Below are 13,898 nucleotides of genomic sequence, written 5' to 3'. Positions count from 1 at the left end.
GCGCACCAGCATGCATCTGCTGCGCACGACGCCGGGCGGCTTCGTCGACGATACGCAGGGCGTGATCCGCATCGATCAGCAGCCCGCCGAGATCGTCGTGCTCAGTTCCGCCGACACCACGCTGTCGCTGCTCGCGAGCGTAGTGCCGCGTCTCGGCGACGGCTTTCCGAGCGTGCGGCTCGCGAACGTCACGTATCTGCGTCAGCCTGCCTCGGTCGATTTCTATCTGGACGACGTGTTGCAGCATGCGCGCGTGGTCGTCGTCGATCATCTCGGCGGCGAAACGTATTGGCCGTACGGCATCGAGCAGGTGGTCGCGCTCGCGCAGCGCAAACAGCAAACACTCGCGATGTTTTCCGGCGATCTGCAGGAAGACCCGAACCTGCTCGCGCGCAGCACTGCGAGCGCCGAGTTGTGTCAGCAGCTGTGGCGCTATCTGCGCGAGGGCGGTCCGCAGAACGCCGAGGCGTTTTTGCGCTGCGTCGCGTATCGCGCGCTCGACTGGGGGCGCGAACCCGATCCGCCGCGCGCGTTGCCGGCCGCGTCGCTGTATCACCCTGAGCGCGATACCCCCATCGTCGCCGACTGGCAGGCGCGTTGGCGGCAAGACGCGCCGGTCGTCGCGATTCTGTTCTACAAGGCGCATCTGCAGGCCGCCAATACCGCGGTGTTCGATGCGCTGATCGACGCGCTCGAAGCGCAAGGGCTCAATCCGCTGCCGCTCGCGATCACGTCGCTGAAGGATGCGCTGAGCCGCGATGTCGTGCAGTCGCTGTGCGCGCAACATGGTGTCGCGCTCGTGCTGAACACGACCGCGTTCGCCGCTTCCGCGATCGACGACCCGGAGCCGCTCGCGCTCGCCGGCGACGCGCCGGTGTTTCAGGTGATCCTGAGCGGCGGCAATCGCGAAGACTGGCTGAAGGACAACCACGGCCTCAATTCGCGCGACATCGCGATGCATATCGCGCTGCCCGAAGTGGACGGGCGCATCATCACGCGCGCGATCAGCTTCAAGGGGCTCGCGTATCGCTGTTCGCATACGCAGGTCGACGTGGTCCGCTATCAGCCCGACCTCGAACGGGTGCGCTTTCTCGCCGAGCTGAGCCGGCGCTGGTGCCGTTTGCGTTCGCTCGATAACGCCGACAAAAAAGTCGCGTTGATTCTCGCCAACTATCCGATGAGCGAAGGGCGCATCGGCAATGGCGTCGGGCTCGATACGCCGGCGTCGGTGGTCGGCATTCTGTCGATGCTGCGCGATGAAGGTTATGGTGTCGGCGAATTGCCCGAAAACGGCGACGCGTTGTTGAACAGGCTGACCGAAGGCGTGACCAACGATCCGGTCGTACGCGATCTGCGTCCGGCCCTGCAAAGCCTCGCACTCGACGACTATCTCGCGCATTTCAACGCGTTGCCGGCGAGCGCGCGCGACGCGTTGAACGCGCGCTGGGGCAAGCCCGAGCAGGACCCCACGCTACGGCGCGGCCGCTTCATGATCGCCGGCTGGCGCTGCGGCCTGGTGTTCGTCGGCATTCAGCCTGCGCGTTCGCGCGAGCACGGCGACTACGCGAGCTATCACGATGCGGAGCTCGTACCGCCGCACGCATACCTCGCGTTCTATTTCTGGCTGCGCCATCAGTTCGGCATCGACGCGGTCGTGCACGTCGGCAAGCACGGCAACCTGGAATGGCTGCCGGGCAAAAGCGTCGCCTTGAGCGACGCGTGCTGGCCCGATCTGATTCTCGGACCGATGCCGCATCTGTATCCGTTCATCGTCAACGATCCGGGCGAGGGCAGCCAGGCGAAGCGGCGCGCGCAGGCGGTGATCATCGATCATCTGATGCCACCGCTTACACGCGCCGAAAACTATGGGCCGCTGCAGGACCTCGAACGCCAGGTCGACGAATACTACGAGGCATTGATGGTCGATTCGCGTCGCGCGAAGCTCTTGCGTCGCACGATTCTGACGACGATCGTCGAGCATCGGCTGCACGAAGAGCTGAGTCTCGCGGCGCCGAACCGACAGGACGATGAAGACGCGCTGCTCACACGCGTCGATGCGTGGCTGTGCGAGCTGAAGGAAGCGCAGATTCGCGATGGCCTGCATACGTTCGGGCAGTCGCCGCGGGGCGTGCAGCGGCGCGACACGCTGCTCGCGCTCGGGCGCTTTCCGGTCGGAGATGGGCAGGGCGGCAAGGCGGGGCTCGTCGACGCGTTGGCGCGCGATCTGCGCATCGATCATCGGTTCGACCCGTTGACGGTGGATTGGGCCGCCGCATGGGACGGCCCGCGACCCGAGGTATTGCAGCGGGTCAGCGATGCGCCGTGGCGACATTACGGCGATACGCGCGAGCGGTTGGAATTGCTCGCGGGCGAGCTGTTGCGCGGTGTCTGCGATGTCGATTGCGATGATGCGGATCGTTCGCAGGCCGTCCCCGTAGCCGACGAAAGTCTGCTGCAAGCGGCACAGGTGATCGCACGCCTGCGCGACGACGTGCTGCCGCGTCTCGACGCCTGCGGCCCGCAGGAAATGACGCAGTTGAAGCGTGGCCTCGAAGGACGTTTCGTGCCGCCAGGTCCGAGCGGTTCGCCGTCGCGCGGTCGGCCCGACGTGCTGCCCACCGGCCGCAACTTCTATTCGGTCGACACGCGCGCGGTGCCGACGCAAGCCGCGTGGGCACTCGGCCTGAAATCGGCGCAGCAACTGATCGAGCGGCATCTGCAGGAGCACGGCGATTATCCCCGCGCGATCGGCCTGTCGGTCTGGGGCACCGCGACGATGCGCACCGGCGGCGACGATATCGCGCAGGCGCTCGCGCTGCTCGGCGTGCGGCCGAAATGGGCGCCGGGCAGCCACCGTGTGACGGACTTCGAGATCATGCCGATCGACGCGTTCGATCGGCCGCGTATCGACGTCACGTTGCGCGTATCCGGTTTCTTTCGCGATGCGTTCGCGAACGTGATGCATCTGTTCGATGCGGCCGTGCAAGCGGTGGCCGAACTCGACGAGCCCGCGGAGCTGAATCCGATTCGCGCGCGCGTGCAGCGCGAACGCGATGCGTTGATCGCGCGCGGCATGGACCCGGTCGAAGCGCGCAAGCGCGCCGGCTGGCGCGTGTTCAGCGCGCGGCCGGGCACGTACGGCGCGGGTCTGCAGCAGATGATCGACTCGCGCCAATGGCAGACCGACGCCGATCTCGCGAACGCGTATCAGGCATGGGGCGGATATGCGTACGCGCAGAAGAGCGCGGGCGAGGAGGCGCATCAAGCGTTTGGCACGCGCCTCGCAGTGATGGACCTCGTGCTGCAGAACCAGGACAACCGCGAGCACGACGTGCTCGATTCGAACGACTACTACCAGTTTCAGGGCGGCATGGTCGCGGCGGTGCGGCATCTGGCAGGTCGGCAGCCGCGCGTCTATCACGCGGATCACAGCAATCCGGCCGCGCCGCGCGTGCGGACGTTGCAGGAGGAGATCGCGCGCGTGATCCGCTCGCGCGTGGTCAATCCGAAATGGCTCGACGGCGTGAAGCGCCACGGCTACAAGGGCGCGGCCGAGATCGCCGCGACCGTCGATTATCTGTATGGCTACGACGCGACCGCGCGCGTGATCGCGGATCATCAATACGCGCTCGTCGCCGATGCTTATCTGAATGACGCCGATACGCGCGCGTTCATGCAACGGCACAATCCGCATGCGCTGCATTCGATCTGCGAGCGTTTGCTCGAGGCGATGCAGCGGGGGCTGTGGCAGCAGCCGGGTGACTATCGCGCGCAGGTGGAAACGCATCTGCTGGCGAGCGAACAGCAGATCGAAGGAAGACAAACATGAATGGAGCGATGCGAGGAGCGGACGACGCAGGTAGCTCCGCCTGTGTATCGGGTACGGCGGCGCGGCCCGTTTTTCCGTTTGCGGCGCTGATCGGCCAGGCCTCGTTGCAGCAGGCGCTGGTGCTCGCGGCGATCGACCCGGGCTTGGGCGGCGTATTGATCAGCGGACCGCGTGGCACCGCGAAGTCGACTGCCGCGCGCGCGCTTGCGGAACTGCTGCCGGAGGGAGAGCTCGTGAATCTGCCGCTTGGCGCGAGCGAGGATCGTCTGATCGGCACGCTCGATATCGAAAGCGTGTTGCGCGACGGCTCGGTGCGCTTCTCGCCGGGGCTGCTCGCGAAGGCGCATCGCGGCGTGCTGTACGTCGACGAAGTCAATCTGCTGCCCGATGCGCTCGTCGATGCGTTGCTCGATGCGGCGGCGAGCGGCGTGAATACCGTCGAACGCGATGGCGTGTCGCATAGTCATGACGCGAGCTTCGTGCTGATCGGCACGATGAATCCCGAAGAGGGCGAGTTGCGGCCGCAATTGATCGACCGCTTCGGTCTGATGGTGGAGTTGCAGAACGCGTTCGAGCCGCAGGTGCGGCAGGCGATCGTCAAAGCGCGGTTCGCGTTCGATCTCGATCCCGCTGGGTTTCGTACCGTTTACGCGGAGCAGCAAGCTTCATACGCGCAGCGAATTCGCTCGGCGCGCGCGGCGCTGCCGCTGCTGTCGTTCGATGACGCCGTCCATGCGCGCGTGAGCGCGCTATGCATCGACGCGGCCGTCGACGGCCTGCGCGCCGACCTCGTGATGCTGCGCGCGGCGCGCGCGCTGGCCGCATTCGAACGGGCAGGTGCGGTGACGGTGCGGCATGTGGAGCGCGTTGCCGATCCGGTGCTGCTTCATCGGCGGCGTCAGCATGATTCGCAACATGCGAATCAGCGCCGGCCAGAAAGCGCGGCGCCGACACGGGACGTCGCTGCGGGTGCATCCGGCGATACGGCCGCATCCACGACACCTTCCGCCGACTCCGAGTGGGGCTACCTGCCGCCCGAGCCGGCCGCGGCTTTGCCTGTCAAAGGCGTAATTGCGCTCGACGCAAAAAAACGCTGAGCCATCGGAAAGGCGCCGCCGCTGACTCGCGCAGCGGTTTTCGATGGCGACGAGGCGCGGGGGCGGATTCGCGCGACACGTCGCGCGGCGAACCGGGCAGGCGCATTGCATGGCCACCGACGCTCGCCGCGATGCGCGAGCACACGCTGCGTCGTGAGCATCTGCGTTTCGTACGGGAAGTGCCGCGTGGCGGTGTGCTGCATTGCTTCGTGCTCGATTGCTCCGGGTCGATGCTGGCGGGCCAGCGCCTCGCGTTGGCGAAGGGTCTACTGACTGCCTTGTTCGACCGTGCGAGTGCGATGCGCGCCGAGGCTGCGCTGATCTGCTTCGGCGGTGCGGGAGCGGATGTGCGCTTCGGCCCCGCCGTGCCGCGCTGGTGGAACGAGCGATGGCTCGCGCCCGTGGGCGGAGGCGGCGGTTCGCCGCTCGCGTCGGGCGTGCGCAGCGCCGCGCAACTGCTCGAACGCTGCGTGCGGCGACGGCCGGCCCAGCAGCGCTGGTTATGGATTCTGACCGACGGCCGCACGAGCGACGAACCCGCGCGGCCGGCCGACGTCGATGAAGTCGTGTTCGTCGATTTCGAGCGTGGTGCAATACGGCTCGGTCGTTGCGAGGTGCTCGCCAATGCCTGGGGAGCGCGGCGGTTGACGCCGGAAGAGTTGCTCGGCTGATCGATGTGTGCGCAGCGAGGTCGACGCTGCTGTGGCCGCACGCGCGTTGCTTTTGTGGCCGTACCGCTTATTTCAGTCCGTTGGACCAGTGCTGCACATTCTCCTGACGATCGAACACGAACACCTTCATCGCCATCTGTTGAACGGAATCGAGTTGATCCAGTTCGAGCCCATGCATGGACGGCTCGCCAGGCGTTTTGCCCTTCTGAACGTTGCGGATCACCGCCGTCGTCTCGATCTGTGAATCGTATTCGGCCGACTTCAGCCGGAACGCGATGCGCAGCCGCTCGCCGACTTCGCCCAGTGTCCATGACGCACTCAACGACATGCCGAGCGCGCTGATGCCCTTGGCGAGTCCAAGGCCTTCGTAAGTGTCACCGCTCCCGCCGATGCCAAACCGCACGGGCAGGTGCGCGTGGACGCGGATCGATTTGCGCTCACGGAGCCGGCGGACCATACCGGGCCTCGACAACACGGCATAGTCGAACGGCACGCGGCAGACCGCTTCGACCGTGCAGACGAAACGGAACACGGCCTGACTCGCGATCGCGACGACCTCGACGTTCTCGCCGGGCGTGAGCGGCAGCGGTTGGCCCTGCTGCATCGGCGGCGTGACGAACAGCGCATGATTCGGCGCGAAACCGATGATGCCGCAAGGTTGCATCGGCGCGCCGCTGCCGAGTTGCGAACGCATGCCGATCAATGTGCCGATCTCGAGGTGCATGTCCTTCAGCGTCAACTCACCGGCGTGGTCAGGCTGGGCGGTTGGCGCCGGCGGTTGTTGGGCGCCGAGGTCGAACAGGTCGCCGCGTTGCGGGCGGAAGTGTTGAAACAGAAAGGCGCGCTCGTCGGTGGTCGCGAGCGTCGTCGCGCTTGCGAAGAGCAGCGTGCCGTCGGCATCGACGATCGGCCATGGGAGCGGCGTGCCTACCGGCACCGTATCAGGCTCGAGCATCGGGGATGCCGCGGCGGGCTGGGTGTCCTCGACGTGTGCGTCGACGAGATTGTCCATAGTCGGCAGCTAATTTAAGTGGCGGGATGATCTGATTGACGGCGGGGAAGGGTAGAACTTTAATTTGGGGAGCGGTGGTGAGTTCGAGCCGTGCTCGGACTACTTTGTTTTGTCGGTATCAGGACTTCGGCGGGTTGAATCGGATGACTAACTATTTCCGCTGATTTTCGGTCTGGCCAGAGTTGACTCTTTTTTACGGCTGGCGGCAATGCGATGGAGATGGCAGTCTTTGCTCCCAAAAGAAATTCGCAGAAGGGTATTGACGTGTTGTCGACCGCTCTCCATAATCTCATTTCTCTGCTGCAGACGCAGCGACGCAAACGAAGCAGTGCCGGGTAGTGGTGGTTCAGGCGCGGCGGGTTTGGCGGACCGATCTTTAAAAACTAACAGTCGATAAGTGTGGGCGCTTGATGCGGAATGCGGCGGCGGATTCTCCGGAGTCTGCTGTCAGGCAGAAGTATCAGAAGCCTCACACAGTATTAGAGGAAGGTTTGTCTGTCGAAAGACGGATCAATCATCGTCAGTACGTTGAGTGAGCGACCGGGTTCGAGAGAGCCCGAACACAGTAACAGGTTTGAACTGAAGAGTTTGATCCTGGCTCAGATTGAACGCTGGCGGCATGCCTTACACATGCAAGTCGAACGGCAGCACGGACTTCGGTCTGGTGGCGAGTGGCGAACGGGTGAGTAATACATCGGAACGTGTCCTGGAGTGGGGGATAGCCCGGCGAAAGCCGGATTAATACCGCATACGCTCGGGAGAGGAAAGCGGGGGATCTTTCGGGACCTCGCGCTCAAGGGGCGGCCGATGGCAGATTAGGTAGTTGGTGGGGTAAAGGCCTACCAAGCCGACGATCTGTAGCTGGTCTGAGAGGACGACCAGCCACACTGGGACTGAGACACGGCCCAGACTCCTACGGGAGGCAGCAGTGGGGAATTTTGGACAATGGGCGCAAGCCTGATCCAGCAATGCCGCGTGTGTGAAGAAGGCCTTCGGGTTGTAAAGCACTTTTGTCCGGAAAGAAAACCTTGTGGCTAATATCCGTGAGGGATGACGGTACCGGAAGAATAAGCACCGGCTAACTACGTGCCAGCAGCCGCGGTAATACGTAGGGTGCGAGCGTTAATCGGAATTACTGGGCGTAAAGCGTGCGCAGGCGGTGCTGTAAGACCGATGTGAAATCCCCGGGCTTAACCTGGGAACTGCATTGGTGACTGCAGCGCTGGAGTATGGCAGAGGGGGGTGGAATTCCACGTGTAGCAGTGAAATGCGTAGAGATGTGGAGGAACACCGATGGCGAAGGCAGCCCCCTGGGCCAATACTGACGCTCATGCACGAAAGCGTGGGGAGCAAACAGGATTAGATACCCTGGTAGTCCACGCCCTAAACGATGTCAACTGGTTGTCGGGCCTTCATTGGCTTGGTAACGTAGCTAACGCGTGAAGTTGACCGCCTGGGGAGTACGGTCGCAAGATTAAAACTCAAAGGAATTGACGGGGACCCGCACAAGCGGTGGATGATGTGGATTAATTCGATGCAACGCGAAAAACCTTACCTACCCTTGACATGTATGGAATCCTGCCGAGAGGCGGGAGTGCCCGAAAGGGAGCCATAACACAGGTGCTGCATGGCTGTCGTCAGCTCGTGTCGTGAGATGTTGGGTTAAGTCCCGCAACGAGCGCAACCCTTGTCCCTAGTTGCTACGCAAGAGCACTCCAGGGAGACTGCCGGTGACAAACCGGAGGAAGGTGGGGATGACGTCAAGTCCTCATGGCCCTTATGGGTAGGGCTTCACACGTCATACAATGGTCGGAACAGAGGGTTGCCAAGCCGCGAGGTGGAGCCAATCCCAGAAAACCGATCGTAGTCCGGATCGCACTCTGCAACTCGGGTGCGTGAAGCTGGAATCGCTAGTAATCGCGGATCAGCATGCCGCGGTGAATACGTTCCCGGGTCTTGTACACACCGCCCGTCACACCATGGGAGTGGGTTTTACCAGAAGTGGCTAGTCTAACCGCAAGGAGGACGGTCACCACGGTAGGATTCATGACTGGGGTGAAGTCGTAACAAGGTAGCCGTATCGGAAGGTGCGGCTGGATCACCTCCTTTCCAGAGCTGTGCATTCATTGCACTCAAGTGCTCACGCTTATCGGCTGTGGTTAGAAGAAACGCAGGCAGGCTCAGGGGTCTGTAGCTCAGCCGGTTAGAGCACCGTCTTGATAAGGCGGGGGTCGATGGTTCGAATCCATCCAGACCCACCAGTGTCTTGTCTGGTGAGCTGAAGGGCTGGGGCCGCTGGAGTATCTGTGAGACTGGGGGATTAGCTCAGCTGGGAGAGCACCTGCTTTGCAAGCAGGGGGTCGTCGGTTCGATCCCGTCATCCTCCACCAATCCTCAATGCCAAGGGTTCAGCACGAAGTGATGCTGAGTACTTTGCATTGGCGATTGAGCCAGTCAGAGCGGTATGAGGCACAGGCTTCATACCGGCTGCCGTTCTTTAACAATCAGGAAGAAGTAGTAAAGAGATTCACGAAAGGCACCTGGAGATGGGTGCGGAGTAGGTGAATCAGGGTTGTGATTGTATCGATGTATTTTAAAGGTGATCGAAAGATTGCTTTGGAATACGGCGCAACACGAATACTCAACCTGTAGCGAGTGCGTCTATCCCCTGCGGGGATGGGACCCACGTAAGCGCTAAAGCGCTAGCGTGGGTCGACACAGAGACACACCCGTTATAGGGTCAAGCGAACAAGTGCATGTGGTGGATGCCTTGGCGATCACAGGCGATGAAGGACGCGGTAGCCTGCGAAAAGCTCCGGGGAGCTGGCAAACGAGCATTGATCCGGAGATGTCCGAATGGGGAAACCCACTCCTAATGGAGTATCCGTAGCTGAATCCATAGGCTGCGTGAGGCGAACGCGGTGAACTGAAACATCTAAGTAACCGCAGGAAAAGAAATCAACCGAGATTCCCAGAGTAGTGGCGAGCGAAATGGGATCAGCCGGTACACGTTATCTGTATTGTTAGTCGAACGCTCTGGAAAGTGCGGCCATAGCAGGTGATAGCCCTGTAGACGAAAACAGCATGGAAGAACTGGGTGTACGAGAAGTAGGGCGGGACACGTGAAATCCTGTCTGAAGATGGGGGGACCATCCTCCAAGGCTAAATACTCGTGATCGACCGATAGTGAACCAGTACCGTGAGGGAAAGGCGAAAAGAACCCCGGGAGGGGAGTGAAACAGATCCTGAAACCGCATGCATACAAACAGTCGGAGCCTCTGCGAAGGGGTGACGGCGTACCTTTTGTATAATGGGTCAGCGACTTACATTCAGTGGCGAGCTTAACCGATTAGGGCAGGCGTAGCGAAAGCGAGTCCGAACAGGGCGTCCAGTCGCTGGGTGTAGACCCGAAACCAGGTGATCTATCCATGGCCAGGTTGAAGGCACGGTAACACGTGCTGGAGGACCGAACCCACTAACGTTGAAAAGTTAGGGGATGAGCTGTGGATAGGGGTGAAAGGCTAAACAAACCTGGAAATAGCTGGTTCTCTCCGAAAACTATTTAGGTAGTGCCTCGTGTATCACCTTCGGGGGTAGAGCACTGTCATGGTTGTGGGGTCCATTGCGGATTACTACGCCATAGCAAACTCCGAATACCGAAGAGTGCAATCACGGGAGACAGACATCGGGTGCTAACGTCCGGTGTCAAGAGGGAAACAACCCAGACCGCCAGCTAAGGTCCCCAAATATGGCTAAGTGGGAAACGAAGTGGGAAGGCTAAAACAGTCAGGAGGTTGGCTTAGAAGCAGCCACCCTTTAAAGAAAGCGTAATAGCTCACTGATCGAGTCGTCCTGCGCGGAAGATGTAACGGGGCTAAGCCATATACCGAAGCTGCGGATGCACAGTAATGTGCATGGTAGGAGAGCGTTCCGTAAGCCTGCGAAGGTGCACTGGAAAGTGTGCTGGAGGTATCGGAAGTGCGAATGCTGACATGAGTAGCGATAAAGGGGGTGAAAGGCCCCCTCGCCGTAAGCCCAAGGTTTCCTACGCAACGTTCATCGGCGTAGGGTGAGTCGGCCCCTAAGGCGAGGCAGAAATGCGTAGCTGATGGGAAGCAGATTAATATTTCTGCACCATTGTGAAATGCGATGGGGGGACGGATCGCGGAAGGTTGTCCGGGTGTTGGAAGTCCCGGTCCTTGCATTGGAGAAGGCGCTTTGGCAAATCCGGGCGCGGAATTCAAGGGTGCGAGGCGAGCCACTTCGGTGGCGAAGCAACTGGAAGGGGTTCCAGGAAAAGCCTCTAAGCTTCAGTTTCACAGTGACCGTACCGCAAACCGACACAGGTGGGCGAGATGAGTATTCTAAGGCGCTTGAGAGAACTCGGGAGAAGGAACTCGGCAAATTGGTACCGTAACTTCGGGATAAGGTACGCCCTCATAGCCTGACTGGCCTGCGCCAGAAGGGTGAAAGGGTTGCAATAAACTGGTGGCTGCGACTGTTTAATAAAAACACAGCACTCTGCAAACACGAAAGTGGACGTATAGGGTGTGACGCCTGCCCGGTGCCGGAAGATTAAATGATGGGGTGCAAGCTCCTGATTGAAGTCCCGGTAAACGGCGGCCGTAACTATAACGGTCCTAAGGTAGCGAAATTCCTTGTCGGGTAAGTTCCGACCTGCACGAATGGCGTAACGATGGCCACACTGTCTCCTCCCGAGACTCAGCGAAGTTGAAGTGTTTGTGATGATGCAATCTCCCCGCGGCTAGACGGAAAGACCCCATGAACCTTTACTGCAGCTTTGCATTGGACTTTGAACCGGTCTGTGTAGGATAGGTGGGAGGCTATGAAGTTGGGACGCCAGTCTCAATGGAGCCGTCCTTGAAATACCACCCTGATCTGTTTGAGGTTCTAACCTTGGCCCGTGATCCGGGTCGGGGACAGTGCATGGTAGGCAGTTTGACTGGGGCGGTCTCCTCCCAAAGTGTAACGGAGGAGTACGAAGGTACGCTAGGTACGGTCGGAAATCGTGCTGATAGTGCAATGGCATAAGCGTGCTTGACTGTGAGACTGACAAGTCGAACAGGTGCGAAAGCAGGTCATAGTGATCCGGTGGTTCTGTATGGAAGGGCCATCGCTCAACGGATAAAAGGTACTCTGGGGATAACAGGCTGATACCGCCCAAGAGTTCATATCGACGGCGGTGTTTGGCACCTCGATGTCGGCTCATCTCATCCTGGGGCTGTAGCCGGTCCCAAGGGTATGGCTGTTCGCCATTTAAAGAGGTACGTGAGCTGGGTTTAAAACGTCGTGAGACAGTTTGGTCCCTATCTGCCGTGGGCGCTGGATATTTGAAGGGGGCTGCTCCTAGTACGAGAGGACCGGAGTGGACGAACCTCTGGTGTACCGGTTGTCACGCCAGTGGCATCGCCGGGTAGCTATGTTCGGAAGAGATAACCGCTGAAAGCATCTAAGCGGGAAACTCGCCTTAAGATGAGATATCCCCGGGGCTTCGAGCCCCTTGAAGGGTCGTTCAAGACCAGGACGTTGATAGGTCAGGTGTGCACGTACAGTAATGTACTGAGCTAACTGATACTAATTGCCCGTAAGGCTTGATCCTATAACAGGTGTGTCTCGACCCGCGTGAGTGCTTCAGCACTTACGCGGGTCCGATCCCCGAAGGGGATTTGTGTGACCTCCCGCGGGAGCTCACAGAAACGCCCGGTTGGGATTCAGTGTTGTGCCAGAAACAACACAACCCCCACACACTCGAATCCTTTACGCTTCTTCCCGATTGGCTGTGGCGCAACCGGTTGACTTCAACCCTGCGACGCAGCAACCCGTCATGCCTGATGACCATAGCGAGTCGGTCCCACCCCTTCCCATCCCGAACAGGACCGTGAAACGACTCCACGCCGATGATAGTGCGGATTGCCCGTGTGAAAGTAGGTAATCGTCAGGCTCCCCTCCAGTCAGAAACCCCACCCGCCGCGGTGGGGTTTTTGCGTTTACGCGGCCGACTTTGCGCGCTTCACTACTTTCCGATCCGCAACGCATCCGCGTAACCCGTCAGTTCCAGATAGGCTCGCCCTACATCCGCATTCTGTTGACTCACCCGTACCGCGCCTTCCCAATACACGGCACCGGTCGACTGTCGTGAGTCGAGTTCCTGATCGTCCATCAGCGGATCGAGTTGCCATGTCAGCGTTCCCGCTCTAACCGTCATCGAGACCGGATACGAAGTATTCGTGTGCGGCGAGCGCCACATGCGACGCGGCGTGAAGTCGACTTCACCGGGGTCGAAATTCGTTGCCTGACCATCGGGTCTGCGAAGCGTCGCGTGGGCCCATATTGCATGTCCGTCGCGGCTACGGATCTTGAATGCCATTAGCGCCGAGCCGTCCGTCAAATTGGCGCCGAGCCAATCCCATCCGACCGCATTGGCGTCGAGCAACGTGCTCGACCACTCGTGATCGAGCCATGCGGTCCCCGTCACTGCTGCATCGCGCGTCGTGTCGTTTCCACCTCCGGCTGGGCGCACCACAGTGCCCGTCACGCGGAGTTGCGGTTCGCTGTAGTAATAGCTCGCCTGTTCGGGCCGCGGTCCTTTGCGCGAGTAACCGCGCTCGCCCTGAATCAGCGGAGGCTGCGTTGGCGCGAGTTGGAGGTGTAGCGAGAATCCGCTTGCATCGGCGGTGACGTCGTAGTGGCCGTCCGCGGCGCGAATCATTTTCCAGGCGTCGAGTTTGACGTCGGTGTTGGCGGTCTTCGCGTAGGCGAGCCCGAGACCCTGCCGAGCGATGCGTTGATCGTGAACGAGGTGTCCGATGGCCGGATCGCTCAGCGCAGCGTGCGCGATGATCAGTTGCGACGGGGCGAAATCGCTTGGATCGGCGGCATCGTGACCAGTCGCCGTACGAAAGAACGTGATCTGGAATCCGAGCGGTCGGTTGTCGGGCGTCGTGAGCCAGCCTGTCGCGTACCACCATTCGGTGCGGAAAGCCGGATGAGCACCGCTGTCCCGCGGAAACGAGATCGGATGGTCTGGCGTGACTGCCGCGAAGGCGACCGGGGCGGAACCAGTGGAGTCGCTACTAGCGGCGAAAGAGGGCGACACAGCGGCAATGCCAATCCAAAGTAGCCCTCGGAAAAAAAGCTGAAGGCGCCGCGGAGGTGACCCGCCGTGTCGGCGCGCGATGCACGTCGCGTAGCCATCAAGCGCAGAGCAAACCTCGCGAATGGCCACGCTATCCCAGATCAACCGCATTTTCCACGCACGCCGCGCAGCT

The 13,898-nt window shown here is 60.9% G+C and carries 5 protein-coding genes, 2 tRNA genes and 3 rRNA genes; 8 read left to right on the top strand and 2 right to left on the bottom strand.

The window, feature by feature from the left end; genetic code table 11:
• Nucleotides 1–10 precede the first annotated feature (10 nt).
• From cobN to OKW27_RS14955, 3 genes are all read left to right on the top strand, one after another.
• On the top strand, nucleotides 11–3,829 hold the full coding sequence (cobN, locus tag OKW27_RS14965) for a cobaltochelatase subunit CobN (RefSeq protein ID WP_429333952.1): 3,819 nt from the start codon (nucleotides 11–13) through the stop codon (nucleotides 3,827–3,829).
• The gene (locus OKW27_RS14960; RefSeq protein ID WP_429333951.1) at nucleotides 3,826–4,926 is read left to right on the top strand and encodes an ATP-binding protein; all 1,101 of its coding nucleotides are present in this window, start codon (nucleotides 3,826–3,828) and stop codon (nucleotides 4,924–4,926) included. The genes cobN and OKW27_RS14960 overlap by 4 nt, the downstream gene beginning before the upstream one ends.
• Nucleotides 4,927–5,057: 131 nt before the next feature.
• A complete protein-coding gene (locus OKW27_RS14955) occupies nucleotides 5,058–5,597 on the top strand; it encodes a vWA domain-containing protein (RefSeq protein ID WP_429333950.1) in 540 nt (179 codons plus the stop codon).
• A gap of 67 nt (nucleotides 5,598–5,664) precedes the next feature.
• Here the strand turns inward: OKW27_RS14955 and OKW27_RS14950 are convergent, their stop codons facing one another.
• A complete protein-coding gene (locus OKW27_RS14950) occupies nucleotides 5,665–6,609 on the bottom strand; it encodes a flagellar brake protein (RefSeq protein ID WP_429333949.1) in 945 nt (314 codons plus the stop codon).
• 576 nt (nucleotides 6,610–7,185) lie between these two features.
• Between OKW27_RS14950 and OKW27_RS14945 the strand changes: the two genes are divergently transcribed.
• The 5 genes from OKW27_RS14945 to rrf all read left to right on the top strand — a co-directional run bounded on the left by OKW27_RS14945 (nucleotide 7,186) and on the right by rrf (nucleotide 12,571).
• A 16S ribosomal RNA gene (locus tag OKW27_RS14945) occupies nucleotides 7,186–8,718 on the top strand.
• A gap of 75 nt (nucleotides 8,719–8,793) precedes the next feature.
• Nucleotides 8,794–8,870: transfer RNA gene (locus OKW27_RS14940), tRNA-Ile, on the top strand.
• 53 nt (nucleotides 8,871–8,923) lie between these two features.
• Nucleotides 8,924–8,999 (top strand) — tRNA-Ala (locus tag OKW27_RS14935).
• Between the two features lie 348 nt (nucleotides 9,000–9,347).
• A 23S ribosomal RNA gene (locus tag OKW27_RS14930) occupies nucleotides 9,348–12,229 on the top strand.
• A gap of 228 nt (nucleotides 12,230–12,457) precedes the next feature.
• Nucleotides 12,458–12,571: ribosomal RNA gene (rrf, locus tag OKW27_RS14925) — 5S ribosomal RNA — on the top strand.
• Together the 16S, 23S and 5S rRNA genes with 2 tRNA genes alongside form the textbook arrangement of a ribosomal RNA operon.
• A 72-nt stretch (nucleotides 12,572–12,643) precedes the next feature.
• Here the strand turns inward: rrf and OKW27_RS14920 are convergent.
• Nucleotides 12,644–13,876: a lipocalin-like domain-containing protein gene (locus OKW27_RS14920; RefSeq protein WP_429334605.1), complete on the bottom strand. Its 1,233-nt coding sequence runs from the start codon at nucleotides 13,874–13,876 to the stop codon at nucleotides 12,644–12,646.
• Between the last annotated feature and the right edge of the window lie 22 nt (nucleotides 13,877–13,898).

Source organism: Paraburkholderia sp. 35.1 (assembly GCF_050436525.1).
GTDB classification, from domain to species: domain Bacteria; phylum Pseudomonadota; class Gammaproteobacteria; order Burkholderiales; family Burkholderiaceae; genus Paraburkholderia; species Paraburkholderia tuberum.
Note: the sequence above shows the minus strand (reverse complement) of the source record. Positions and strands in the feature narration are given on the sequence as shown.